15 protein-coding genes are annotated in these 25792 nt (G+C 68.8%); 8 read left to right on the forward strand and 7 right to left on the reverse strand.

Annotated elements, in window-relative coordinates; genetic code table 11:
- Nucleotides 1–2: 2 nt before the first annotated feature.
- The gene (locus ASF30_RS05310) at nucleotides 3–1475 is read left to right on the forward strand and encodes a sodium/solute symporter (RefSeq protein WP_055902604.1); all 1473 of its coding nucleotides are present in this window, start codon (nucleotides 3–5) and stop codon (nucleotides 1473–1475) included.
- Between the two features lie 82 nt (nucleotides 1476–1557).
- On the opposite strand, the gene ASF30_RS05315 is transcribed toward ASF30_RS05310, so the two are convergent.
- Complete coding sequence (locus ASF30_RS05315) at nucleotides 1558–2199, reverse strand: GNAT family N-acetyltransferase (protein WP_055902607.1); 642 nt, start codon at nucleotides 2197–2199, stop codon at nucleotides 1558–1560.
- Nucleotides 2200–2422: 223 nt separating this feature from the next.
- Here ASF30_RS05315 and ASF30_RS05320 point away from each other — a divergent pair, with 223 nt between their 5' ends.
- The 3 genes from ASF30_RS05320 to ASF30_RS05330 are packed head-to-tail and all read left to right on the forward strand — an operon-like array spanning nucleotide 2423 to nucleotide 5828.
- Nucleotides 2423–3079: a TetR/AcrR family transcriptional regulator gene (locus ASF30_RS05320; protein ID WP_055902611.1), complete on the forward strand. Its 657-nt coding sequence runs from the start codon at nucleotides 2423–2425 to the stop codon at nucleotides 3077–3079.
- Nucleotides 3076–3822 carry a hypothetical protein gene (locus ASF30_RS05325; protein WP_200918432.1) on the forward strand — a complete coding sequence of 249 codons (747 nt, stop codon included), beginning with the start codon at nucleotides 3076–3078 and terminating at the stop codon, nucleotides 3820–3822. The genes ASF30_RS05320 and ASF30_RS05325 overlap by 4 nt, the downstream gene beginning before the upstream one ends.
- Entirely contained in the window at nucleotides 3819–5828 is a 2010-nt protein-coding gene (locus ASF30_RS05330) for a YhgE/Pip domain-containing protein (RefSeq protein ID WP_055902614.1), read from the forward strand. Before ASF30_RS05325 ends, ASF30_RS05330 begins: the two co-directional genes overlap by 4 nt.
- 43 nt (nucleotides 5829–5871) lie before the next feature.
- Here ASF30_RS05330 and ASF30_RS05335 read toward each other — a convergent pair whose 3' ends face one another.
- The 3 genes from ASF30_RS05335 to ASF30_RS22960 all read right to left on the reverse strand — a co-directional run bounded on the left by ASF30_RS05335 (nucleotide 5872) and on the right by ASF30_RS22960 (nucleotide 17582).
- Entirely contained in the window at nucleotides 5872–15276 is a 9405-nt protein-coding gene (locus ASF30_RS05335) for a DUF5979 domain-containing protein (RefSeq protein ID WP_157497022.1), read from the reverse strand.
- Between the two features lie 277 nt (nucleotides 15277–15553).
- On the reverse strand, nucleotides 15554–16840 hold the full coding sequence (locus ASF30_RS05340) for an adenylosuccinate synthase (protein WP_055902619.1): 1287 nt from the start codon (nucleotides 16838–16840) through the stop codon (nucleotides 15554–15556).
- 7 nt (nucleotides 16841–16847) lie between these two features.
- Entirely contained in the window at nucleotides 16848–17582 is a 735-nt protein-coding gene (locus ASF30_RS22960; protein ID WP_162240724.1) for a DUF3151 family protein, read from the reverse strand.
- A gap of 409 nt (nucleotides 17583–17991) precedes the next feature.
- Between ASF30_RS22960 and argG the strand changes: the two genes are divergently transcribed.
- Nucleotides 17992–19422 carry an argininosuccinate synthase gene (argG, locus tag ASF30_RS05350; protein ID WP_055902626.1) on the forward strand — a complete coding sequence of 477 codons (1431 nt, stop codon included), beginning with the start codon at nucleotides 17992–17994 and terminating at the stop codon, nucleotides 19420–19422.
- Between the two features lie 64 nt (nucleotides 19423–19486).
- Here the strand turns inward: argG and ASF30_RS05355 are convergent, their stop codons facing one another.
- Both ASF30_RS05355 and ASF30_RS05360 read right to left on the reverse strand, forming a co-directional pair.
- The gene (locus ASF30_RS05355; RefSeq protein ID WP_055902629.1) at nucleotides 19487–21040 is read right to left on the reverse strand and encodes a carboxylesterase/lipase family protein; all 1554 of its coding nucleotides are present in this window, start codon (nucleotides 21038–21040) and stop codon (nucleotides 19487–19489) included.
- Between the two features lie 45 nt (nucleotides 21041–21085).
- On the reverse strand, nucleotides 21086–21784 hold the full coding sequence (locus tag ASF30_RS05360; protein ID WP_055902634.1) for a TrmH family RNA methyltransferase: 699 nt from the start codon (nucleotides 21782–21784) through the stop codon (nucleotides 21086–21088).
- Between the two features lie 323 nt (nucleotides 21785–22107).
- Here ASF30_RS05360 and ASF30_RS05365 point away from each other — a divergent pair, with 323 nt between their 5' ends.
- From ASF30_RS05365 to ASF30_RS05375, 3 genes are read left to right on the forward strand one after another with little or no spacing between them, the layout of a single operon-like run.
- On the forward strand, nucleotides 22108–23412 hold the full coding sequence (locus ASF30_RS05365; RefSeq protein ID WP_055902714.1) for an Nramp family divalent metal transporter: 1305 nt from the start codon (nucleotides 22108–22110) through the stop codon (nucleotides 23410–23412).
- A gap of 22 nt (nucleotides 23413–23434) precedes the next feature.
- Entirely contained in the window at nucleotides 23435–24076 is a 642-nt protein-coding gene (locus ASF30_RS05370) for a metal-dependent transcriptional regulator (RefSeq protein ID WP_055902637.1), read from the forward strand.
- A gap of 9 nt (nucleotides 24077–24085) precedes the next feature.
- On the forward strand, nucleotides 24086–24883 hold the full coding sequence (locus ASF30_RS05375) for an HAD-IIA family hydrolase (RefSeq protein WP_055902640.1): 798 nt from the start codon (nucleotides 24086–24088) through the stop codon (nucleotides 24881–24883).
- A gap of 6 nt (nucleotides 24884–24889) precedes the next feature.
- On the opposite strand, the gene ASF30_RS05380 is transcribed toward ASF30_RS05375, so the two are convergent.
- A complete protein-coding gene (locus ASF30_RS05380) occupies nucleotides 24890–25693 on the reverse strand; it encodes an LLM class flavin-dependent oxidoreductase (RefSeq protein WP_055902643.1) in 804 nt (267 codons plus the stop codon).
- Between the last annotated feature and the right edge of the window lie 99 nt (nucleotides 25694–25792).

The following is a 25792-nucleotide window of genomic DNA, read 5'->3' on the forward strand; positions in this document are numbered from 1 at the left end:
TCGTGAACGCCGCCCTCGGCTACGTCTCGATCGCCATCGTGGCCCTGGCGACGGCGCTCATCGGCTTCTACGGCCTGCGGGTCTCGCGCACCACGAGCGACTTCTATGTGGCCTCGCGCACGGTGCGGCCGTGGTGGAACGCCTCGGCGATCGGCGGCGAGTACCTCTCGGCTGCCAGCTTCCTCGGCATCGCCGGACTCATCCTGCTCTCGGGCTCCGGCGGGCTGCTGTTCCCGATCGGCTACACGGCCGGGTACCTGATGCTGCTGCTGTTCGTGGCGGCGCCGCTGCGACGCTCCGGCGCGTACACGATCCCCGACTTCGTGGAGGCCAGACTCGAGTCGCGCACGGCACGGCGGCTCACCAGCGTGATCGTCATCGTCGTGGGCTGGTTCTACATCGTGCCGCAGCTGCAGGGCGCCGCCCTCACCGTGAACATCACCACGGGGCTGCCGCCGTGGGCGGGGTCGGTGGCCGTCGCGGTGATCGTCGGCATCGTCGTGGCCGCCGGCGGCATGCGCTCGATCACCTTCGTGCAGGCGTTCCAGTTCTGGCTCAAGCTCGTCGCCATCGCCGTTCCGGTGGTGTTCGTCCTACTCGCCGTGACGGACGGCAGCCCGGCCGCACTCGATCCGTCCGTCGCCTTCCCGGCATCCGTCGGCCCGGAATCCCTCGACGCGTACCGCACGGTGTCACTGCTCGTGGCGCTGCTGCTCGGAACAATGGGCCTGCCGCACGTGCTCGTGCGGTTCTACACGAACCCCGACGGCGACGCCGCCCGCACCACCACGCTCATAGTGCTGGGGCTGCTGTCGGTGTTCTACCTGTTCCCGGTGATCATCGGCCTGCTGGGCCGGGCGTTCGCTCCCGACATCGCCGATGCCGGCACCGCGGATGCGCTGGTGCTGCTTCTGCCCGGGCGGATGCTGCCGGGGCTGCTGGGCGACGCCGTCACGGCCCTCGTCATCGCCGGGGCGTTCGGCGCCTTCCTGTCGACGACCTCTGGGCTCGTCGTCTCGCTCGCCGGGGTCATCAGCCAGGAGCTGCTGGGCGGCAGCGTGCGCGGCTTCAGGATCGCGGCCGTAGCCTGCTCGCTGGTGCCGCTGGCCGTGGCGCTGATGACAGCGTCGGCGGGCCTGGCGGGAAGCGTCGGGCTGGTGTTCGCCTTCACGGCGTCGACCCTCTGCCCGGTGCTGCTGCTCGGCATCTGGTGGCGCGGACTCACGGCGCACGGAGCCATCGCCGGCATGACGACGGGAGCACTGCTGTGCGGTGCCGCCATCCTCGCCGGACCGGCGATCGGGCAGTCGGTGCCGGCGTTGCGCACCGTGCTCGAGCTGCCTGCGGCGTGGTCGGTGCCGCTGGCGGTCGTGGTGACTGTCACGGTCTCGCTGCTCGATCGACGCCGGGTGCCGCGCGGGGTGGACCACCTCCTGGCGCGGCTGCACGTGCCGGAACGAGGGTCGGCGCGCTGACCCCTTCGGTCGCTGAGGCCCGGATGCAGTCCGCGGCCGAAGCGCCGTCGAGGCGCGCTTCCGGCGGTCGCTTCACCGGCGCTCAGCGAGTGAGGTTCACCGGGTGGTCGCTCAGTGCGTCGAGCCGTGCGAGCAGGCCCGCTCGTACCGTCGGCCACTCATCGATCAGGATCGAGTAGACCGCCGTGTCGCGCCAACTGCCGTCGGCGCGCGGGCGTTCTCGGCGCACGATGCCCTCGAACTGCGCGCCGAGCCTGAGGATGGCCGCCCGCGAGCGGTCGTTGAGAGCGTCGGCCTGGATCTTGACGCGGCCGAAGCCGCTCTCGAACGCACGGCCGAGCAGAAGCAGCTTCGCCTCGGGGTTCACGGCCGTCCCCCACACACGCGGGTCGTAGGCTGTCCAGCCGATGTGCGTCGATTCGAGCGGGAGATCGAAATCGGCGAGCGTGCTGGACCCGACGAACAGCCCGTCGTGCTCGCCTCCCACCAGGCGGATGCCGTAGGGCTGGGCGAGCTCGGAGTCGAAGCGGTAACCGGTCTCGGCCCAAGCCAGGAACCCCGCGCGATCGGCCCGGAAGCCCGCCGGACCGCCGCCGAATCCGCCGGCGAACACCTCGGGATGGGCGAGCGCCGCGTAGAGCTCCGGCAGGTCGGCACGCGTGAGGGGATCGATCCTGATGAACCGACCGACGATCGGCTCGAACGGGGGAAGCACGGCAGTCATCCACTGATTCTGGCACCGGTGCGGCACGGGCGTCACCGCAGCAGACTGCCGCGCCGCGTTTCGCGGATGTAGCGTGACAGCATCCCTCAATGGCGAAGTTCGAGTCGCAGATCGACGGCGCGAAGGATGCCGCCGACAAGGCCGTCGGAACCGACTAGCCGCACCGCTTTCAGCTGGCTCACAATAACTTGCACAGCAGTGTGCAAGTTAGTACACTCGAATCATGACATCCGCCGCCGTCGGCGCCCGCCGGGCTCCCCGGCGAGACGCTGAAGAGAACCGCACCGCGCTGCTCGACGCCGCGACCATCGCGTTGGGCTCCGATCCCGACGCCTCCCTCGAGGCGATCGCCGCCGCAGCCGGGCTCAGCCGGCGAGCGGTATACGGACACTTCGCGAACCGCGACGAACTCGTCGCCGCCTCGGTCGCGCGAGGCGCCGTGCGCCTGAGCGACGCCACCGCCGGCATCGAGCGCGATGACGCCCGCGTGGCCCTCGCGCTGCTCGGCGCTCGCCTGTGGGACTCCGTCGAACAGGTGCGCGTGCTGGCCAGCCTGGCCGTCCGCGGACCGTCGCTGGCCGTGGTCGGCGAGGCGCTGGCGCCCGTGCGCGCCCGCCTCCACGCGATCGTCACGGCCGGCGCGGCATCCGGAGCCCTCCGCGATGACATCCCCGTCGACTCGCTCAGCCGCCTCATCGAGCAGGCCGCCATCGCGGTGCTGATCGAGGCGACCGAGAGCGGCTTCACCCGCGACGACGGGCACAGGCTGGTCATGCTCGTCGCCCTCTCGACCGCCGGACTGTCGTGGCGCGAGGCGAACGCGCTCATCGACGCCACCCCGGAACTCCACCACCCCCTCCCCGAGGACTCCACACGATGAAGATCGAACTCATCGGCGTCAGCATGGGCCGCAACGGCTCGTCGCTGCCCGAGACCACAGTGCGTTTCGAGACCGACGCGGCCACTCTCGCCCGCGCCGAGACCGAACGCCGCCCCACGGTGCTCGGCCTGCTGGCCTCCGGCCGCATGCGCCCCGACACCGGCCGCGTGCTCATCGACGGCGCCGCCGACGCCTCCGAGCTGCGCACCCGCGTCGCCCTGGTCGACGCCCCCGACGTGAGCGACCCGGCCGCCGACGTCACCGTGACCGGCGTGGTCATGGAGGAGCTCATGTTCGCCGGGCTCCCCGGCAGCCGCAAGGATGCCGCCCTCACCTTGGCGCAGCTCGAGCTCGGCGACGTCGCGAAGACCGCCATGGCCGACCTGCCGCCGGCCGTGCGCATCCGTCTGCTCACCGAGCTCGCCGTCCTGCGTGACGGCGTCGAGGGGATCGTGCTCGCCGCACCGGACAGGCACGGCGGCGATCCGCTCGACTGGTGGCGCATCGCCCAGGGACTCGCGGCCCGAGGGTACGCCGTGCTCGTGATCGCCGGCGACGCCTCAGCTGCCGCGATCGGTGCCGAGGGGCTGCTCGCCCGGCTGGAGAGCGACGCACGGGCGACGGGATTCCGGCCGGCTGAAGCCAGGCCGGTCGAGACCACTCCGGACGAGACCGGCCCAAGAGACACCGCCCCGACCGAGACCCCGACAGAATCACGACAGACCGAGGGAGGTGCGGCATGAAGGTTCCGCAGATGATCACAGCCGAACTGCGGCGACTCACCTCGTCGCGCATGTCGGTCATTGCCCTCATCGCACTGGTGTGCGTGCCCGTCATCTACGGCGGCCTGTACCTCTGGGCCAACCAGGACCCGTACGCCAAGCTCTCCGAGATCCCCGTGGCGCTGGTCGTCGATGACACCGGAGCCGCCGACGGCAACAAGGGCGACGACGTGGCGGACACCCTCGTCGACGCCGCCACCTTCGACTGGCACGAGGTGTCGGCGGCGGATGCCGAGGCCGGCGTCGCTGATGGCACCTACGACTTCAGCGTCACCTTCCCCGAGGACTTCAGCGCCGACCTCGAGTCGTCGTCGACCGATGACCCGCGCAAGGCCGAGGTGATCCTCAGCACCAACGACGCCAACAGCTACCTCGCCAGCACCATCGGCGAGCAGGCCGTCAAGACAATCCAGACCCAGATCGTGCGGAGCGTGGGCGAGAACGCCGCCATCACCTTCCTCGACTCGCTGTCGGAGATCCGCGGCAAGCTCGCCGAGGCCGCTGACGGCGCTTCGCAGCTGGCGGATGGCGCAGCCCAGGCCGTCGACGGAAGCGCCGAGCTCGCTGACGGTGCGGCCCAACTGGCGGACGGCAACGCGGCGCTGGCCACGGGATCGTCGACCCTCTCGAGCGGGCTCTCCCAGCTCGCGACCGGCGCCGGCAGCGCTGCCGACGGCGCCGCGCAGCTGTCGACGGGTGCGTCGACGCTCTCCGACGGAGCCGCCCAGACGGCCGCCGGCGCCGCACAGGTGGCAGCCGGCAACGCCGCCCTCGCTGCTCAGGCCGACCAGATCGGTGCGGCTGTGGGCGATGCCGCCGCAGCCCTCCCGCAGACGAAGGCCGACATCCGTCAACGCCTCATCGACGCGGGAGCAGCCCCGGCGACAGTGGACGAGGCCCTCGCGCTGCTCGACCCTCTCGACAGCAGGATCCAGGACGCCAACACGAAGGTGCAGGACACCGTCGGCCAGATCGACCAGCTCTCCGACGGCGCCGCCCAGGTCGCCGCCGGGACCCAGCAGGTCGCCGACGGCTCGGCCCAGCTCTCGACCGGCGCAAGCAGCCTCGCCGACGGCACCGCCACCCTCGCAGCGAAGACCGGCGAAGCGGCATCCGGAGCCGCCCAGCTGGCCACGGGAGCCGCCACGGCGTCCGATGGCGCCGCGAAGCTCAGCAGCGGTGCCACAGAACTGGCCGACAAGCTGCCCGCCCTCGAGTCCGGAGCGGCTGAACTGCGCGACGGACTCGCGGCAGGGCGCGACCAGATCCCCGAGAGCACGCAGGCCACCCGGGACGCACAGGCCACGAACATCGCCGACCCGGTCACCCTCGAGACCGGTGCCGTCACGAGCGCCGGCAGCTACGGCGCCGGCCTCGCCCCGTTCTTCGCCGCCCTCGCCGGCTGGATCGGCATCTACGCCCTCTTCCTCATCGTCAAGCCGGTCTCGCGCCGAGCCGTGACCGCACTGCACTCACCCATCCGCGTGACATTGGCCGGCTGGCTCACTCCGACCCTGCTCGGAGCCGTGCAGATGTCGTCGCTCTACCTGGTTCTGTCGTGGGCCCTGGGCTTCCACATCACGAACCCGGCGGGGATGCTCGGCATCATGCTGCTCGCCTCGGCGACGTTCGCTGCCATCGTGCTCGCATTGAACGTGTGGCTCGGCAGCGTCGGGCAGTTCCTCGGTCTCGTGCTGATGGTGCTGCAGTTGGTGACGGCCGGCGGGACGTTCCCGTGGCAGACCCTGCCCGGCCCTCTCGCCTCGCTGCACCACGTGCTGCCGATGGGATTCGTGGTGGACGCGCTTCGCCAGGCGATGTACGGCGGCAACGCCGCCGCAGCCTGGAGCGACGTGGGCGTGCTGCTGCTCTGGCTCATCGGGGCGTTCACCCTGGCTGCGATCGGCGTCACGCGGATGACGCACCACCGCACGCTCCGCGACCTGCGGCCCAGCCTGATCGGCTGAGGCCGGGTATGGCCCGCCCTTCAGGCGGGCCATACCCGGCGGTTCACCGGTTCGAGGTCCTCCGACGCCTGGTGATGATCAGCACTCCGCCCGCGAGGAAGAGCACCATCACGACCCCGAGCAACGGCAGCACGTCGACGCCCGTGCCCGACAGTCCACCGGATGTCGCGGGCGCCGGCGGGATCGGGGGCGCGGGCGGGATCGGGGGAATCGGGTCGAAGCTGTTGTCGATCGTGATGGTCACGGTCTGACCGGAATCCACCGCGACAGGACTCGCCTCGGTGGCGCTGACCGTCACGGCGTCGGCTCCTCCGGAATCGGTCTCGTCAGCCCAGCAGTCGGCTCCCACCGGAAGGCCGTCGATGGTCTGCGTCTGCCCTCCGGCGATGAGCACAGGCGAGCGATCCAGCGCGACATACGGGTCGTTGGATCCCTGGTCGAGCACGCAGGTGACCTCGACGCGGAACAGCTTGCCCGCTGCCTGAGCGACGTCACCGCTCACGGTCTTCGTGATCTCGATCGATCCGTCATCGAAGGTGTTCGTCGCCGAGATGGTCAGTTCCTGCGGTTCGTCCTGCACATCGATGATCGCGGCGTTGTCGTAGGAGTCGTCGTCGATCTCACTGTCCGAAGCACCGCCGGAGTCCGTCTCCTCACCGAAGCAGTGCGTCAGGTAGGGCAGCTTGAGTCGCCGGCCGTCGTCGCGCAGCACCGGAACGGTCTCTCCGGCGCTCACCTCCACTGGCCCGCTGAACAGAGTCACCCGGGTACCGAGAACCTCGAGTTGGCAGGTCACCTGGAAGGTGAAGACCGCGTCGCGCACGTAGGGCTCGTCGGCGGCGGTGCCGGTGACGGCCTTCGTCAACTGGATGGTGCCGAGCGAGAAGACGTTGAGGAATCCGGCGGAGACCACGGTCTCGACCCCGTCTTGCTCCTGATCGGTGATCGTCACAGTGACAGGCGGCGGCGTCACGTCGGCGTCGGCGCTGAAGGTCTCACGCACGAGACAGACGGAGCCGACCGGGATCCCGGTGATCGTCTGGCTCGTGAACGGCCCCTCCGTGCCATCGCCGACGACGACGAGCGACCGATCGACGACGGTCTGCCGCTCGTACAGGCACCTGACGTGGAAGACGAACGGCCCGTTCGAGAACTCCGGCACGCCGGGACCGGTGACGGCCTTGACGACGTTGAGCCCTCCCGTGCGGAACTCGTTGTCCACCGTGACGGTCGCAGGCTCGTCTGTGCCGTCGTTCCCGACGACGAACGACTCAGGTGTGACCGTCGACTCGGTCGCGCCACCGTCGGCGTCGTCAGCCTCGGTGACAGTGCAGTCGGCTCCGGTCGGAAGGTCGTCTACGACCCAGAGGTTTCCGGGCACATCCTTCGTCAGTGTGTGCGTCTCGTCGAAGACCGTGTCGGGGTCGGCCGAGTCGAGCGTGCACACCATGCGCACGTCGAAGTCGCCGAAGGTACCACCCCAGGCATCGGCTCCGGTGCCGGTGACGGTCTTCGTGACCTCGACGGAGCCGACGGTGAAGGCGTTCGTCACTGTGACCGCTGTCGCGACGGCATCGTCATCATCGGGAGCGAGGGCGAACTCGGCCTCGCTCACACCGCCGAGGTCGTCATCGACGCCCTCCTGGGTGACGACGATCGAGGTCGACGCGCCGCCCTGATCGGTCTCGGTGACGACGCAGTCGGACCCGGCCGGCAGGTCGGTGAAGGATTCCACCTGTCCGTCGGTCAACTCGAACGACTCGTCGAGCACCGTGGCGCCCTCGAACTCGCACGTCGCGGAGAACGAGAAGGCCGTGTCGTATTCGATCGGCTCACCGTCCTGATCGACGGCTCCGCCGTCATCGACCTGCTTCGTGACTGTGAATCCGGCATCCGGGAACACATTCGTCACCGTGATGGTGATGCCCTCCTGGGTCCCGATGACGATCGGGTCGGCCTCGGTCGCGCTGATCACCACATCGGTCGCCCCGTGAGCATCGGGTTCAGTGGCCCAGCATTCGGATCCGATGGGGATCTCGTAGAGGGTGGTCAACTCGCCGCCCTCGAGTTCGACCGGATACGCGTCGAGCACGACGAGCGGTGGGTTGGCTGCGCCGCGGTCGAGGGTGCACGTGACGAGGATCTCGAATGTCACTCCCTCGGCGAAGGCTGCGTCGCCGCCGATCTCCTTCTCGATGGAGACGTCACCCAGGTCGAAGGTGTTCGTGGCGGCCACGTCGAGTGCCTGCGGTGCGTCATCGGCGCTCGCCACCACGATCACGGCGTCGTCGAAGGAGTCGTGGTCGACAGACGAGTCGGTCGCCCCGGCATCGTCGGTCTCCTCACCCCAGCAGTGCGTGCCGACTGGAAGCAGCAGCGGCTCGCCGGTCGCATCATCGAGGATCGTGACGGTCTCGCCGCCCGTCACCTCGACGTCGGCGTCGTAGAGCGGGTCGCCGCCGTCGGTGAGAGCACAGGTCAGATGCACGGTGAAGGTCGCGTCACCCACGTCGGGAAGACCGGCCCCGGTTCCGTCGACGGTCTTCGTCACGGCGATGGTCCCGGCGCTGAAACGGTTCGTGAAGGCGGCCGTCTCGACCTGGGCCACCCCGGCATCTTCGTCGGGGATCGTGACCGTCACGGGAGCCGGCGTCGCATCGGCGCCACCGTCATCCGTCTCCGTGACGACGCACACGGCTCCGACGGGCAGTCCGTCCACGGTGCTCGAGGCGAGCGGGCCCGCCGTGCCGTCTCCCGTGATCGTGAGTTCACCGGAGCCGACGGTGCCGCCGTCGTAGGTGCACTGGTAGTCGAAGTCGAAGTCGACGTCGGTGCTGAAACCGATTCCGGGACCGGTGATGCTCTTCTCGATCACGAATCCGCCGACACGGTAGTCGTTGGTGACCACGACCTCGATCGGATCACCCTCGGTTCCGTCCACTCCGATGATGACGGGCTGGGCCGGCGAGACGGCGAACTCCGTTGCTCCGCCGTCGTCGGGCTCAGTGACGGTGCAGGATGCCCCGGTCGGGAGATTGTCGACCGTCCAGGTCTCGCCATCGACGATGGTGTGGGAGTCCTCGTAGACGAGCTGCGGCGTCGCCTGGTCCCAGGTGCAGGAGAGACCGACCTGGAAGTCGTCGGCGGCCCACTCCTCGGCGCCGGCGCCGGTGACGTCCTTCGTGATCGCGATGCTTCCGGCCGTGTAGGTGTTCGTGACCGCGATGGCTGTGAGGTGGGTGCCGTCCGCCTCGTCGGGGAGGATCGTGAAGTCGGCAGCGCCGTCGACGGGGTCGCCGGCGACGCCGTCCTCGGTGACCACGACTCCCGTCGATGTCGCACCGGCGGCATCGGTCTCCGTGACGGTGCAGTCCGCTCCGACCGGCAGCGGGCCGAAGTTCTTCGAATCGCCATCGCCGAGGGTGAACTCATGGTCGGCCTCGGGGATGACATCCGCTCCAAGCCACATGCAGCTCGCCGTGAATGTGAACTCGGGGTCATACTCGATCGCGTTGCCGTCCTGGTCGACAGCCGTCGACCTCTCGACATCCTTCGTGATCGAGAATCCCCCGATCTCGTACGTGTTCGTCACCTGGAGCGTCACGTCCTCCACCGGATCCGGGGGGAACGGATGAGCGATGTCGTCGCGCCCGACAAGATCGCGAGTCGCCATGACCTCGCCCGACCTGTCGCCGACACCCGGCGGGTCGTAGCTGACCGTGGAACCCTGCGCGAAGTTCTCGGCGACGGTGCAGCTCGAGAACAGCGGGAGGTTCGTCGCAGGACCCACCGCCACGAGCGATCCGTCGGAGGGGACCGCAATCGGTGAGACGGCGGCACCCTCGGTATCGACCAGGTCGACGGGTTCACCGTCGGAGGTGCACTGCACGTCGAAGTCGTAGGAGTCCGGCACGCCGAACGACCAGGTCTCCGGAACGTCCACTGCCTTCTGGAGCTGCACCTCGCCGGTCGGGTATGCGACGCCGGATCGCACCGGCTCGACCGGTCCCTCGTAGATCTCAGCACCCTGGAACGTCGCACGCGACCCCGCGGCCGCGGTGTTCCACGCGATCGGCAGACCGGTGTCGTAAGCCTCGGGGATGAAGGTGGGGGTCTGGGTCTCGTAGGTGATCGACCCGGTCTGGCCCGGCGCGAGTCCCTGCCCCTCGGGATACTCGACGACTGTCTTCAACGCGCGGGCGATCGCCAGCTCTGACGCGGGCGTGTCGTTGTCGTAGGGGATCCAGGCTCGCGTCGAGACGTCGGCGAAGCAGGAATCCGAGTCGGGAATCGGCGTGCCGAGCGTGCTGTACTGGATGTCCGCGGCGTTGCAAGCGACATCCGGCACCGTGGTCATGTAGTAGGCCTGAATGTTCGCCGACGTCGCCTGGAGGGCGAAGTTGCCGAGGAAGATGGGTGCCCATTGCGACCCGCGGGCCGATCCGACGACCACTCCGGTGTCGCCGATCGCCGGCAGGACGTCGATGCCACCGACGGCATCGGCTGGCACGTTGCCGCGATTGGTGAAGCTGAGGCGCCACTGCTCGACTCCGCCCGGTCTGGTGATCGGCACGCACTCGTTGACGTAGTACCCGTCGGGGGCGTTGGGCGTCGCACAGGCATCGACGGACGGCGTCGCCGACGTGTTGAGCACGCCGAGATCGTCGTAGTTGGGGTCGTCCTCCTCCACGCCGGGAACGCCGGCACCCACACCCTTCACGGATTTGACCATGCTGATCGGGGCGGCTGCGGCAGGGGTGACCGTCGTGTCGGCTGAACAGTCATCGACATTCGTGGTGTCATCGGCCGGCACGTTATTCGAGGTGTGCTCGCAGGTCTCGAAGTCGCGGTCGCTGGTCGCTGAGATGGTGTTGCCGACGGGGGTGCCCGGGGCGAGGCCGGCCCGGAAGACGAGATGGGCCTGGATGACCAGCACGTCACCTGGGCTGAAGACGAAGCCGCCGGGCACGGTGATGGTGACGACGCCCGTGGTCTCGTCGAGTTCACCGCTGAAGCCGTCGCTGGGCAGGGTAGCGCCGTTGGCGTCGGTGAGGGTGAACTCGAAGACCGGATCGGCGGTCGGGTCGGCGACGAGGTAGGAACCCGATGCGTCCGTACCGACCTGGTCGGTGAGTTCGAGCCCGGTCATGTCCCACTCGCCGGTGTTCGTGATCGTCATGGCGTAGGGGATGTCGCTGGCGGGCGGGAACTGCTGGGACGCGGCTCCCCCGGACCCGTTGCCCGGAGACTTCGTGACGCTGATCGAGTTGACGCGGTGCAGGAGTCGCGTATCGTCCTGAGCACTGTCGTCGGCCTCCCAGGTGACGCCGTCGGGCGCCTGCCAGGATCCGGTGCCGTGAACGTCGACGTCGTCCGAGGTCGTTCCCTGAACGGTCTCGCCCGGCGCCGTCTCGAGGCCCGGCAGGGTCGACGGCACCGGATAGCTGTCGATCTCCCCGTTCGGCCCGAGATGCAGGTTCTCCAGCCGATCAGCCGTGAAGGACAGGGTGATGATGGGGGTTCTGGGCGACTCCCAGTTCGACCCCTTCGCGTCGCGACGGATGTCGAACCGGAGGCCGCGCACGTCGGCGGCAGCGACGCCGTCAGGGAGTTCAGGCGTGATCGCACCCCCCGGTGCTGCATCCTGCCACTCGCCGGCGACCCAGCACTGTTCCAGGGTGCCCGCTGGGCAGTCGGCGACGAGGGCGTCGTCGCCATCGACCGAATAGTCGACGCCGACCAGCGCCGACACCTGCAGCTGGCCGATCCCCTCTGGCAGCAGCGAGGCGGGGAAGGAATTGAATTCGTATGCATTCCAGAAGGTCGGGGTGTCGTCGGTCATGGTGAGCAGCGTGGTGCGCACATTACCTGTCGGCTGGCCGCTGATCGTCACCGTGTACCCGTCAGCTGACTCGTCCTCGTAGCGGGATGCCGGAGAGATGGATTTGTCGGCGTTCACGCCATAGGTGGCGTCAGCGAAGGTGAGGGAGTCGGTGGCCGTGGTGTAGGCCTCGTCGAGGTCCGGGTCGCCGCCGGGTCGGGACGCGTCGACCGAAGCCACGTTGGTGACAGTGTCGGCCGTCGTGGGGCTCACCGTCGGTTCATCGCGCAGGAATTGCCGCAGTTGATAGGTGAGCGAGATGACGGTGCTCTCCTCGCTCTGGATCGCCACACCGTCGGGATCGCTGTGCACGACGCTGAAGCCGATGACGTCGGCGAGGTCGTCTGGCGTCAGGGCCGCGGCCTCGTCGATCGAGTAGTCGTTCGTGCCACCACCCTCGCGTGTGAGGGTGACCGTCGATTGCGTCGCATCGACCGGCACGCTGATCGAGTCGATGCTGTAGAGGTTGAGGTAGTCGTAGGTCGTCGTCTCGGCCGGCGGTGGCGTCGGAGCATCCGGCACCGTGGCTGGGTCGTCGACGCGCAGCTGGCCGATGTTCGCCTCGGTCTCGTTCGTGCCGACGAGCGTGGCGGTCACCAGGGGATAGGCGCTCTGCGCCGTATCGTCCGGGGGAATCGGGAGGCTGTCCTGATCGAATTCCTTCGTCACGGAGGTGTTGATGACGGTGTCGAGGATGGTGATGTCGTCGGAACCCTGATCGGTGACCGGCTGGGGCCCGTCGCCGTCGGCCTGCGCGGTGTTGGTCACCACGCCGGCCAGGCCGGAGTTGTAGGTGTCGTCGTGGAGGCTGCCGACGACGGGACCGCCGCTGCGCTTCTCCTCGCGGAGCTGGAAGGTCAGGTCGAGGTTACGCTCGAAGTCGTTCGACGCCGCGACGCCGGTGCCGGCTGCGGGGCCCCCGGCTCCCCCGCGGTTCGTGCCCTCCACGTAGGTGAGTCGTACGCCGACGGTGCTCGCGCGCTCGGCTTCCGTGAGTTCGTAGCCCGGGAATCCTCCATCGCAGGAGGTCCCGGTGGTGTCGACAGCTCCACACGCCTCAGCCGTGATGTCGACCCAGTCGTTCGCCTCGCTGTCGTACAGCTCGACCGCTGAGATGCGGTCGTAGGCCATGACGGGATCGAGCGCCCCGTCGATCGGCTCGATCCGAGCCAGGTCCCACGCGTCGAAGGTCGACGCCGCGATGTTCGCGAAGTCTTCTCCGGCGGTCGGGTCGTCCGTGATGGCCACGGCATCGAACGGCAGTCCCTCGGTACCCCACGAGATGCGGGCTGTGCGCTGGTCGTCGCTGAAGGCGTTGACGTCGTCATCGAGCCACTGCTTCTCGAGCAGGTCCACGCCCTGGTCGGGATCGAACGGGTTGACGTTGATGGTGTCGCCGTCGGTGGCTGAGTTGTCCTCGGGCGAGGTGTCATCGGGATTCGTGATGGTCGACGATGCCGTGTTGTCCACGACCAGCGGGTCCGCTGCGACCGCGGCGTCATGCACGCTGCCGCCGGTGCGGAACTGGTCGCGCGTGGCCACGGAGATGCTGGGAGCGACCTCGAAGCCGGGCGGGAGGGTCTCGCCGTCCTTCGGGGTGTAGACGAAGCGGATGCCCTCGATGTCATCCTGGAGATCGGCGGGGATCGGGTACGAGGTGTCGGGCGACGGGCCTTCGATGGGTCCCTCGAGGGTCTGCCAGGTCTCCCCGTCCCAGTACTCGATCGTGAGGTTCGCATTCGCGGGAACGCCGACGGTCACCTCGGTGAGGTTGAAGGTGTTCCAGAACGCCGATGGCGGATCTCCCGCGACAGGATCGGCCGGATCGCTCACGATGAACTCGTTCACGCCGACAGTGGAGGCATTCTCGCCCTGGTCGTTCACCGAGGCGAGGAAGGTCACGTCGGTGACGCTGCCCGGCACGTCCCAGACGTCACTCTGGACGATGTTCTTGTCGATGACCGTCGAGACCCGCACCGGCTGGCGCGTCACATCGGCGGCGTCCTCGTCGGTTCCGGTCTGGCCAGTCGAATCGGTCACGGTCGAGGTGGTGTCGTTCGTGCTGACGACGTCGTCTTCACCGTCGACGGACTGTGCAGTCACGTTGAATGGCAGCGCGGCTGATGCGTTGGGCAGGATGGGACCGGAGAAGGTCACGGAGAAGCCGACCACGTCCCCGGTCGGGTCGGGCAGGGTGTCGGGCGTGGTCGTGTCGAGGGTCTCGGAGGAGCCATCGGCATAGGTGTAGGTGATCGACGCGCTCGTGGCGTTCTGCGGCCAGGTGATGTCACCGAATCCATCGAAGGTCAGCCCCTGGTCGGCCAGATTCGGAGAACCCGCCGTCGGCTCGTCGATCGTCATCGAGGTGACCGGCCTCGGGCCGTTGGCGGCCTCGATGGTCGCGGTGGTGGAGTCGCCGGCCAGCAGCGTCGGGTCGGCGAAGGACTTCTCGACATCGACGGTCGGGCCTGTGTTGCTGATGACCACGTCACCATCGGCTGTGTTCGGATCGGTGGTCGTGTCGTCGACGGTCACCGACGAGGAGGCCGTGTTCGGAACGTCGACCGACTCGTCGAGAGGGAGGTCGAGGACACTGTCGTTGGTCTCCGACGAGATTCCGATGGTTCCGTTCTCACCCGGTGGAATCTGGCCGGTCGTCGACGTGAAGGTGAATCGGAGGCCCTTGACGTCGGAGGGTGGATCAACGCCGGGAATGTCCGTGAAGTCGGTGGGGATCGGGCCCGTGGGATAGGCCACGACCCAGTTGCCGTCAGCGTCGAGATACTCGATCTCGACCTGATCGGCTCCGGGCGGAGGGGTGATGGAGGTGATGCCCGTGAAGTCGAGGTAGCTGTCGAAGGGACTGGCGACGCCATCCGCCGGATCCTGCACGACGACGGAGTCCACGGACTGGTTCGAGGCGTTTCCCCCGCCGATCGTGTAGTCGATCGGCTGCCCCGGCAGTGACGGCACGGTCTCGCCATCGGGGAGGTGGTCGTCGACGGACTTGACGACGGTGGAGTCGAGGTCGACCGGCACGTCGATCACCACCGGAACGGAGGCATCCTTCGGAAGGGCATTGTCGGCGGATGCCGTCGCCGTGTTGACGATCTCGCCGTTGTAGTCGGCGCTGACGTCGTCGGGAACCTTCACGAAGACCGTGATGCTCACCTGCTGTCCGGTCTCGAGACCAGTGCCTGCCGTTCCGATCTCGGTGAACGCCGCGGTGAAGCCGTCCTCACTCCTCGTCACCGTTGCGCCGGCCGGAGCCACGACGACGGGATTGGGCACGGAGGGGTCGAAGATCAGCGGGGCTGGAAGCGTGTCGGCCACCTGGGCGCCGACGCAGATGTCGACGATCGGGCTGTTGCACGTGAGCGTGATGGTGTAACTGAACTGCTCGCCGGCCTCATATGGCGACGTGTCCGGCGGCGTCACGACCTTCGAGAAGGTGGTGAATTCAGCGTCATCCGGTGCCGCGGCGACAGGCGCCGCCCCAGCGGCGATGAAACCGAGCGTCAGCGCCATCGCAGCGAGTCCGGCCAGCGTCCGGCGTACTTTCGACATGCGGCTCCCCACGCTCACACGAAGCGTCGCGAGAACGAGACGACACCTCATCTCGACTCTAACCTGAGGGATTGTCGCCTGACCATACCGGCCGTGATCGGGGCCTGCGATCGTTACGACCCGCCGCGATGCCGCCGTGATGCGGCGTGTAGAGCTCTAGCGCGCGCGGCGCCTCCGGGCGCGCCGAGCCGCCCAGATGGCCAGCAGGCCGCCGGCGGCGAGCACGGCGAGGGGCGCCGCGATCAGCATCCGTTCACGGGAAAAGCAGGCGAGACGCTCAGTCGATGAGGTCGTGGCGCACCACGATCTCTTCACGGCCGGGGCCGACGCCGATCACCGAGATGCGCGAACCGCTCATGGCCTCGAGCGCCAGCACGTAGTCCTGCGCGTTCTTCGGAAGGTCGTCGAAGGTGCGCGCAGTCGTGATGTCCTCGGTCCAGCCCGGGAACTCCTCGTAGATGGGAGTGGCGTGGTGGAAGTCGGACTGCGACACCGGAACCTCGTCGTGACGCACGCCGTCGACGTCGTAGGCGACGCAGACGGGGATGGTCGAAAGGCCCGTGAGCACGTCGAGCTTGGTGAGCACGAAGTCGGTCACGCCGTTGATGCGCGCCGAGTAGCGGGCGATCGGGGCGTCGTACCAGCCGGTGCGGCGCTTGCGTCCGGTCGTGGTGCCGAACTCGTGGCCCTTCTCGGTGAGGAAATCTCCCCACTCGTCGAACAACTCGGTGGGGAACGGGCCGGCGCCGACGCGGGTCGTGTACGCCTTGATCACGGCGATCACCCGGTCGATGCGGTTGGGCGCGACGCCCGAGCCCGTCACGGCGCCGCCCGAGGTGGCGTTCGACGAGGTGACGAAGGGGTAGGTGCCGTGATCGACGTCGAGCATGGTGGCCTGGCCGCCCTCGAACAGCACGGTCTTTCCCTCGTCGAGCGCGCGGTGCAGCAGCAACGAGGTATCGGTGACCATCGGGCGCAGGCGCTCCGCGTAGCCCAGCAGTTCCTGCACGATCTCGTCGACCTCGATGGCACGGCGGTTGTAGATCTTCACCAGCAGGTGGTTCTTGCTGTCGAGGGCGCCTTCGACCTTCTGGCGCAGGATGTTCTCGTCGAAGAGGTCCTGCATCCGGATGCCGACGCGGTTGATCTTGTCGGCGTAGGCGGGGCCGATGCCTCGCCCCGTCGTGCCGATCTGGCGCTTGCCGAGGAAGCGCTCCGTGACCTTGTCGATGGTGCGGTGGTAGGCGGTGATGATGTGGGCGTTCGCACTCACCTTGAGCTTGGACACGTCGACGCCGCGCGCGATGAGGGCGTCGAGCTCCTCGAACAGCACCTCGATGTCGACGACGACGCCGTTGGCGATCACGGGGATCACGTTGGGACTCAGGATGCCGGATGGCAGCAGGTGCAGCGCGTACTTCTCGTCGCCGATCACGACGGTGTGGCCGGCGTTGTTGCCGCCGTTGAACTTCACGACGTAGTCGAGACGCGAACCGAGCAGGTCGGTCGCCTTCCCCTTGCCCTCGTCGCCCCACTGGGCTCCGATCAGAACGATGGCTGGCATATCGGTGTCAGTCCTCTCCTCGAATGACGAAGGATTCCGTCGGAGGCATGGTGGCCGGGGCGGTGGCTCCGGGCGGGATGATAGTGATGAATTGCGTGGCCGTGTGCTCGGACTCGATGCGGGCGACGGCGGTCGGGTCTGCGGCGGCGAGGAACCCGCTCAGGGCGTCAGCCTCGAAGACGAGGCCGATGGCGGCGGCGGCGGCGTGCAGAGCGTACGCGGCGCGGAGCACGGCCCGGTTGGAGGCATCCGACCAGCTGATGGCGTCGCCCTCGGACCAGCCGGCAGCCTCGAGAAGCTCGAGACCGCGCTTGTGCGCGACAGTCGCATAGGCGTACGCCTCGACCTCGCGGCCCTCGGAGTGAGCGACGTCGGCGAGCTCGGCCCACGCGAGCGGTGACGTGACGTGTGCGAGCACGAAGCCCGGCAGCGCCTCACGGTGCACAGAGGAGATGAGGGAGCGAACCACCTCGTCATCGGCGACGACGACGGATGCCGGAGCCTGGTCGACCTCGTCGGGATCGTCGCCCTGCACGTCTACATCGATCTCGGGTACGTCAGCGCCCTGTTCGACGGAGTTGCCCGAGTCGTCCGCCTCAGCTGCGACGGAATGGTCCGTGCCGGGTTCGTCTGCGACTGCATCGTCGGGGGCGGAATCAGTCCCGGAATCGATCGTGGTGGGTTCGTCAGAGTCGACCGCGTCAGGCGCGGATGCCGCCACGGGCAGGTTTTCTCCGGTCACACTCCACCTTATCGCACGGGTTTTCCGCGGGTCGGAAGGCGCGAGCCGACGAGGGCGTACATGCCCCCTGACAAGAGAAACGACCCTCCGGTGCGAGGTCGTGGATTCGGGTTTCACGACCTCGCCCGGGTGTTGTCGGGATGACAACGGGTCTGAGAAGAGTGTGCCCCGTCCGGGGGCGCGTGCACACCCCCCACTATGAGGGTCACTCAACTTTGCAAACCGCCGACAAGAGGGGTCCCGGCCACGGATTTCGTCGCGAAATGCATCTTTCACGCATGAAAGCGCTCTCCATGCCTTCGGAATCCGCAACGCCCCTGAAAGCACTCCTGGGGCGCAAATGGCCCCTGACCGGGGTGGATGCCTGCCCGGTACTGCCCCGGCACCGCGACGCCCTAAAATCGTAGGCATGTCCAAGGTCCTCACCTCCCTTCCCGTCGGCGAGCGCGTCGGCATCGCATTCTCCGGAGGGCTCGATACCTCCGTGGCCGTCGCCTGGATGCGAGAGAAGGGTGCTGTGCCCTGCACCTACACCGCAGACCTCGGCCAGCCCGATGAGCCCGACGTCGAGGCCGTCCCCGGCCGGGCCATCGCCTACGGCGCCGAGATCTCCCGCCTGGTCGACTGCCGGGCCGCTCTCGTCGAGGAGGGCCTCGTCGCCCTGCAGTGCGGGGCGTTCCACATCCGTTCCGGCGGAAAGACGTACTTCAACACCACGCCGCTCGGTCGCGCCGTGACGGGAACCCTGCTCGTGCGCGCCATGATGGACGACGGCGTCGACATCTGGGGTGACGGATCGACCTACAAGGGCAACGACATCGAGCGGTTCTACCGCTACGGCCTCATGGCCAACCCGCGCCTGCGCATCTACAAGCCCTGGCTCGACCGCGACTTCGTCACCGAGCTCGGCGGACGCACCGAGATGAGCGAGTGGCTGAGCACACGCGACCTCCCCTACCGCGACTCGGTGGAGAAGGCGTACTCGACCGACTCCAACATCTGGGGCGCCACGCACGAGGCCAAGACCCTCGAACACCTCGACACCGGCGTGGAGAGCGTCGAGCCGATCATGGGTGTCGCCTCGTGGGATCCCGAGGTCGAGATCGAGACCGAGGACGTCGTGCTGCGCTTCGAGCAGGGCCGGCCCGTCTCGCTCAACGGGGATGACTTCGACGGCGATGCCGTGAAGCTCGTGCTCGAGGCCAATCGCATCGGCGGTCGCCACGGACTCGGCGTCTCGGACCAGATCGAGAACCGCATCATCGAGGCCAAGAGCCGCGGCATCTACGAGGCTCCGGGCATGGCCCTCCTGCACATCGCCTACGAGCGGCTGCTCAACGCGATCCACAACGAGGACACCATCGCGAACTACCACAACGAGGGCCGTCGCCTCGGCCGCCTCATGTACGAGGGCCGGTGGCTCGACCCACAGTCGCTCATGCTGCGCGAGTCGATCGTCAAATGGGTCGCGTCGGCCGTGACAGGCGAGGTCACGCTGCGTCTGCGCCGCGGCGACGACTACACGATCATGAACACCACGGGTCCGTCGCTCAGCTACCACCCCGACAAGCTCTCGATGGAGCGTGTCGGCGATGCCGCCTTCGGCCCCGAGGACCGCATCGGCCAGCTGACCATGCGCAACCTCGACATCGCCGACTCGCGCGCCCGCCTGGAGCAGTACGCGCACCTCGGCATCGTCGGCGGCGCGACCGCCGCTCTCGTCGGCGACCTCACCGAGGGCGAGGCGTCGGAGATCCTCGCCGGATCACCCGAGACCGACCTCGAGGCAGCGACGGATGCCGCCAACGAGGGCTCGGCCTTCGACCTCGGCACCGACTAGGCCTTGAGCCGCCGGGTCCGCGACTTGCGTGGACGGCGGCGATATCGCCAGGCTCGGTTCGACGTCAGGTCCCGTCGAGTCCGCGGTCGAAGCGCTCCCATGCCTCCCGCCGCTCGCGTCGCGGATCGGCCTCGACCCTGTCGACGTCGCCGATGATCAACGTGCGCCGCGACTGCGCCTCGTAGCGCGGCCACGACGACTCGGGCTCGCCGCCCTCGGCGAAGGCGAGCCAGTGGCGCCGCATCCGTTCCCCGGCAGCGGCATAGGACTCGTTGCCGCCGAGCGATGTCATGGCCCTGGCCAAGGGCTCGTCGAGCCTGTCGAAGAGCGCGAACATCTCGACACCGTGAGTGGCGTCGAGGCCGACGAGCCGGAGCAGGCGCGGCGCGAAGTCGAAGCGGTAGGCGAACACCGGGGCGTACCGGGAGTGCAGGTCGGCGACCCTCGTGCTCGGGTACCAGAACCCGAAGTCCCCGCTGAGGTCGGCGGCTGGCCTCCGAGCCGGGAGCCCCGGGTACGCCCGGCGCAGAGCCGCGCCGGCCTGCGGCGAGGCCTGTCGGAACAGTGCCGCGATGCGCGCGGCACTCCTCGGGAGGATGTCGATGCGCCCTCGGAAGATGGAGCCCTCCCTGTCGTTGGTGCCGATGATAAGGGGGATGCCGAGGGCCCGCCCCGCCCTGAAGGCCGACATCGGGCTCTCGGGAACGAGGTCGTCGTCGATCACCGGCGCCAGGCAGAACTCCCCCGGATACAGGTCGGGCGTGCGGATCTGCAGCCGGACGCACGCCGTGAGGAGGTCGCCGACGGGGGCATCGGCGAGGAGGTTCGTCGTGGTCACGCCCGCGGCACGCTCAGCCATGACCGAACGCAGGATCTCGACGTACTCGCCGGCCCACTGCGCCGTGCGGTCCGCCGGGTAGACGGCATCCGACGGCGGACTCTGGGCGATGGCCCGAGCGAACAACCCGCGCGCACTGGGCGTCGCCATGAGCGTGGTGACGGCATTGCCTCCGGCCGACTCGCCGAAGACCGTGACCCTGTGCGGGTCGCCGCCGAACGCGGCGATGTTCGCCTGTACCCAGCGCAGCAGGGCGAGCTGGTCGCGCAGGCCCAGGTTGCTGTCGAACCGGCGGGAGCGACTCGAGTAGCGGCTGAAGTCGAGGTAGCCGAGCGCCCCGAGCCTGTAGTTGAAGCTCACGTAGACGACCCGGCGACTGTCGACGAAGCTCTCGCCCTGACCCGAGAAGTCGCGCGACGAACCGGAACTGTAGCCGCCGCCGTGGATGAACACCGTCACCGGCAGCGGGCCGGCCTCGCGTGGACCGAGGATCGGGGATCTGATGTTCGCGGTCAGGCAGTCCTCGCCGCCTGACACGGTGGCGCGCGAGCCCAGGCCCGTGCGCACCAGTTGCGGGGAGATCTGGCCGTAGCTCGACGCATCGCGGGTGCCGGGCCACGGCCGCACGGGTTGCGGGGCCCTGAAGCGCAGCGGGCCGACTGGAGCCGCCGCATACGGCACACCGCGCCACACCCTGCTGCGGCCGACCCGCACACCCCTGACGGTGCCTCCCGTGACGCGCACGGTGGCCAGGCGCTCGTCGAGCAGGCGCCGGTCCATCAGATGCCGAGTTCCCCCATGGGATTCATGGAACCACGGCAGCCGTCACGGCGTCAGGGGTTGACGCGCTCCCCATTGCAGCACCCACGAATGCATCGCGACGGCGGCGGCGGCACTGGCGTTGATCGAGCGGGTCGAGCCGTACTGCGTGATCTCGACCACGGCATCCGCCGCGGCGATGGCCTCGTCGCTCATACCGGGACCCTCCTGCCCGAACAGCAGGATGCAGCGCTCGGGCCAGTCGAAGGTCTCGATGGGCACGGATCCCGGCACGTTGTCGACGGCGATGATCGGGAGGTCGCGGGCGCGCGCCCAGGCGACCAGGTCGGCGACGTCGGGGTGGTTGAGCACGTGCTGGTAGCGATCGGTGACCATGGCACCGCGCTTGTTCCAGCGCCGACGGCCCACGATGTGCACGGTGTCGGCGGCGAAGGCATTGGCACTGCGCACGATGGATCCGATGTTCATGTCGTGCTGCCAGTTCTCGATGGCCGCGTGGAACGGATGCCGGTGCTCGTCGAGGTCGGCGACGATGGCGTCCATGCGCCAGTAGCGGTAGCGGTCGATGACGTTGCGGGTGTCGCCGTCGCGCAGCAGCTCGGGGTCGAGCCGGGGCTCGTCCGGCCACTCGGCCTCGCCACCGGGCCAGGGGCCGACGCCGTGGGTGCTGAGCTCGTTCGTCGGGGTCGGCGCTGGTGTCGGCGCTGCGGTCGGGTTCGGCTCTGGCGTCTCGGTGTCGGGCACTCCCCAAGGCTACGGCGCTGCCGCCGTGTGAAGGCATCCTGCACGCAGCTCCCCCGCCATTCCGCGGATCGGCAGCGGCATGCCTTCACACGGCGGCGCGAGTGCCTTCACACGGCGGCAGAATTGCCTTCATACGGCGGCAGGGCGACCTTTTCGGGTCCCCTAAAAGGAGCTAGGGTTTCGGTGTGCCGAAAGATGTGGTGGCGACGACGCCCCGGGATGCTCGCGACGCAGTCGCGCGCGCGCCGCGCCCGCGCCCTCCACGCCCTCGCCAGCCACGCCAACGCCCACCGCGCTCCGCGGCGGGCACCCGCGTCGTCTGGCTGATCGGCCCGGCGCTCGTCGCCGGCGTCGCCTACCTCGATCCGGGCAACGTCGCCAGCAACATGACTGCCGGCGCCCGCTATGGCTACCTGCTGGTCTGGGTGGTCGCGCTGGCGAACGTCATGGCCTGGCTCATCCAGTACCTGTCGGCCAAGCTCGGGATCGTCACCGGGCAGAGCCTGCCGCAGGTGCTCGGCCGCCGCATCCGTCGCCGTCCCGCTCGCATCGCGTACTGGCTGCAGGCCGAACTCGTGGCCATGGCCACCGACCTCGCCGAGGTCATCGGCGGTGCCGTGGCGCTCAACTTGTTGTTCGGCACCCCTCTCGTCGTCGGCGGCCTCATCACCGGCCTCGTGTCCCTCGTACTGCTCGCCGTGCACAGCAGACGCGGTCCGCGCACCTTCGAGTTCATCATCATGGGACTGGTCGTCATCATCGCCATCGGCTTCAGCCTGGGCGTCGTGATAGCCCCGCCCGAGCCCGGAAGCGTACTGGGCGGGCTGGTCCCCCGCTTCGAGGACTCGGGCTCCGTGCTTCTCGCCGCGTCCATCCTCGGCGCCACGATCATGCCGCACGCCATCTACGCGCACTCGGCACTGTCGCGGGACAGGTTCGGCGACGCGGATGCCGCCCGGGAACGCGCTGATGCCGACAGCGCGCTGCCGAATCCCCGCGGCGCGGTCGAAACGTCGACAGCGCCGGTGCTGAACGACAGCGCCGCGACAGTGGCCGACACCGCGAACGGTCGTCTGAGCACCAGGCGACTCCTGCACGCCACCCGCTGGGACGTGTCGATCGCCATGGCCATCGCGGGCACCGTGAACCTCTGCATCCTGCTGCTGGCCGCCGCCAACCTCTCCGGAATCGCCGGCACGGACAGCCTCGAGGGCGCCTACGCCGCCATCGGCGCCTCGCTCGGCCCGGCGGTCGCCACCCTGTTCGCCGTCGGCCTGCTGGCCTCGGGACTCGCGTCGACCTCGGTCGGCGCCTACGCCGGTGCCGAGATCATGTCGGGGCTGCTGCACGCCCGCATCCCGCTGCTCACCCGCCGTCTCGTCACCCTGATCCCGGCGCTCATCGTGCTCGCCCTCGGCTTCGACCCGACGCTCGCGCTGGTGCTCAGCCAGGTGGTGCTGTCGTTCGGAATCCCGTTCGCCCTGATCCCGCTCGTCATCCTCACGGCACGGTCGAGTGTTCTCGGCCGCTGGCGCAACCACTGGGCGACGACGGCGGCCGGAGTGGCGGCATCCGTGTTCCTCGTGACCCTCAACGGCGTGCTGCTCTGGCTCGTCTTCACGGCCTGAGCGTGCGGATAGTCTGATTCCGATGGCGACCACCTCTCCCGCGGCCGAGGACTACCTCAAGACGATCCACGCGCACACGGAGTGGCAGCCAGACCCGATCACGCCGTCCGTGCTCGCGACCCGGCTAGCCGTCGCGCCGTCGTCGGTCACCGAGATGGTGAAGAAGCTCGCCGCGCAGGGCCTCGTCAGCCACCGGCCGTACGGGGCCATCGTGCTGACGGATGCCGGACTCGCACGCGCTCTCGGCGTCGTGCGCCGTCACCGGCTGGTCGAGACCTGGCTGGTGCGCGACATGGGCTACGACTGGGACGCCGTGCACGACGAGGCCGAGGTGCTCGAGCACTCCATCAGCGACAGGCTGCTGGAGGCCATCGACGCCCACCTCGGCCGCCCCACCCGCGATCCGCACGGCGATCCGATCCCGCAGGCCGACGGCAGCACGGTTCGCGTGCCATCGGTGCTGCTCTCCGAAGCACCGGCCGGGCATGCCGGAGACGTCGTGCGCATCAGCGACAGGGACCCCGGACTGCTGCGGGTACTGGCGGATGCCGGCATCGGGCCCGACGCCAGGGTCGCCCTCACGATCGACGGCCTGGAGCTGCCGGACGGCACTCGCCTCGAGCTGTCGGAGGACGCGCTCTCGTCGATCTGGGTCACGCTCTAGGCTGGTGCCATGCACCGTCGTGACGAGATCGAATGCTGGCTGACAGACATGGATGGCGTGCTCGTCCATGAGAACGAGCCCCTCCCCGGCGCGGCCGCCCTGCTGCAGCAGTGGCGCGACCAGGACGCCCCGTACCTCGTGCTCACGAACAACTCCATCTTCACGCCGCGCGACCTCAGCGCGCGTCTTCGTGCATCCGGCCTGATCGTGCCCGAGGAGCGCATCTGGACCAGCGCACTGGCCACAGCCGACTTCTGCGCCTCGCAGATCCCCGGCGGATCGGCCTTCGTCATCGGCGAGGCCGGCATCACGACGGCACTGCACGAAGCCGGGTTCATCATGACCGAGACCGACCCCGACTACGTGGTGGTCGGTGAGACGCGCAACTACTCGTTCGAGGCCATCACCAAGGCCATCAGGCTCATCGCGGCAGGCTCGCGTTTCATCGTCACCAACCCGGATGCCACCGGCCCGAGCGCCGACGGCCCGCTGCCGGCGACCGGAGCCATCGCGGCACTCATCACCAAGGCGACGGGCAAGGACCCGTACGTCGTCGGCAAGCCGAACCCGATGATGTTCCGCTCGGCGATGAACCGCATCGGCGCCCACTCCGAGAACACGGCCATGATCGGCGACCGCATGGACACCGACATCGTCGCGGGCATCGAGGCCGGCCTGCACACCATCCTCGTGATGACGGGCATCAGCGACGAGGCCGAGATCAACCGGTACCCGTTCCGTCCCGACGAGATCCTCAGCGGAGTGCACGAACTCGTGGCGAAGGAGCCGATCGAGTCCGAGGTGTGATCGCGCTCAGCGGGCGACTGCTGCAGCCAGAGCGTCGATGATGCGACGGTAGGCCGGCGTGGATCCCTCGGCCGTGATGGCCCTGAAGACGAGTTCGTCCACGCCGCTGCGATAGTCGCCCACGCGCGCCCGCAGGGTCTCCGCGGTCGTTCCGGAGATGGTGGTGTCCTCGGCCGAGATGCCGAGCCTGTCGAAGTTCGCGGCGTAGCTCGGATACGACGCGTAGCGCGCCGACTCCTCGGCGAGAGCCTCGGCCGCGGCGGACTCGACGATGCCGCGGGCGTAGAGCACGGCGCGCGGGCGCGGACTGTCGGCATCCGTCGCCGTCTCCCGCAGCTCGGCAGCAGTCTCGGCGGCCACGGCCGGCGGCAGCCAGCTGAGCAGCGCACCTGAAGCGCGCGTCGCTGCCAGCTCGCGCATCTTCGGACCGAGCGCCCCGAGCAGCACCGGCGCCTCGACGCTGCGCTGCAATTCGTCGAGCTGCGGGCTCACCAGGGCCAGCGGGCGCCGAGCGGCTCCAGAGCCGACGCCGAGCACGAGGCGCTCCTGCGGAAGTGCGAGATCGCGTACCCGCTCGGCGATGACGGATGCCGGACGCCTGTCGAACGGGATCACCCCCGTCGCCAGCACCAGATGATCGGTGACCTCCGCAGCGGCGGCGAGCCCGGCGAGCGCCTCGCCGTCGGGGGTGTCGTTCAACCAGAGTGCGTGCAGTCCCGCCGCCTCGGCGGCGACGGCCAGCTCACGGATGGCGGCGCGGTCGAGGGCGCCCGCGAGGCCGAGGGAGACGTCTGCCAGTGGGGTGCTCATCACTCCAGCGTACGCAGGGTCGCGCCGGGTTCCTCGGCTTCGACGGCGAGGTCGTCGCTGTCTCTGCCAGCGGGATCGTGCGAGCTGGATCCTGCGAGC

The organism is Leifsonia sp. Leaf264, from assembly GCF_001422325.1.
Lineage (GTDB): Bacteria > Actinomycetota > Actinomycetes > Actinomycetales > Microbacteriaceae > Orlajensenia.

Excerpts from the sequence above, each read along its gene's own strand:
- ASF30_RS05340 (WP_055902619.1), bottom strand. The coding sequence starts at position 16,840 with ATGCCAGCCATCGTTCTGATCGGAGCCCAGTGGGGCGACGAGGGCAAG.
- ASF30_RS05355 (WP_055902629.1), bottom strand. The coding sequence starts at position 21,040 with ATGGACCGGCGCCTGCTCGACGAGCGCCTGGCCACCGTGCGCGTCACG.
- ASF30_RS05380 (WP_055902643.1), bottom strand. The coding sequence starts at position 25,693 with ATGAGCACCCCACTGGCAGACGTCTCCCTCGGCCTCGCGGGCGCCCTC.
- ASF30_RS05315 (WP_055902607.1), bottom strand. The coding sequence starts at position 2,199 with ATGACTGCCGTGCTTCCCCCGTTCGAGCCGATCGTCGGTCGGTTCATC.
- ASF30_RS05325 (WP_200918432.1), top strand. The coding sequence starts at position 3,076 with ATGAAGATCGAACTCATCGGCGTCAGCATGGGCCGCAACGGCTCGTCG.
- ASF30_RS05375 (WP_055902640.1), top strand. The coding sequence starts at position 24,086 with ATGCACCGTCGTGACGAGATCGAATGCTGGCTGACAGACATGGATGGC.
- ASF30_RS05335 (WP_157497022.1), bottom strand. The coding sequence starts at position 15,276 with ATGTCGAAAGTACGCCGGACGCTGGCCGGACTCGCTGCGATGGCGCTG.
- argG (WP_055902626.1), top strand. The coding sequence starts at position 17,992 with ATGTCCAAGGTCCTCACCTCCCTTCCCGTCGGCGAGCGCGTCGGCATC.
- ASF30_RS05330 (WP_055902614.1), top strand. The coding sequence starts at position 3,819 with ATGAAGGTTCCGCAGATGATCACAGCCGAACTGCGGCGACTCACCTCG.
- ASF30_RS05320 (WP_055902611.1), top strand. The coding sequence starts at position 2,423 with ATGACATCCGCCGCCGTCGGCGCCCGCCGGGCTCCCCGGCGAGACGCT.
- ASF30_RS05370 (WP_055902637.1), top strand. The coding sequence starts at position 23,435 with ATGGCGACCACCTCTCCCGCGGCCGAGGACTACCTCAAGACGATCCAC.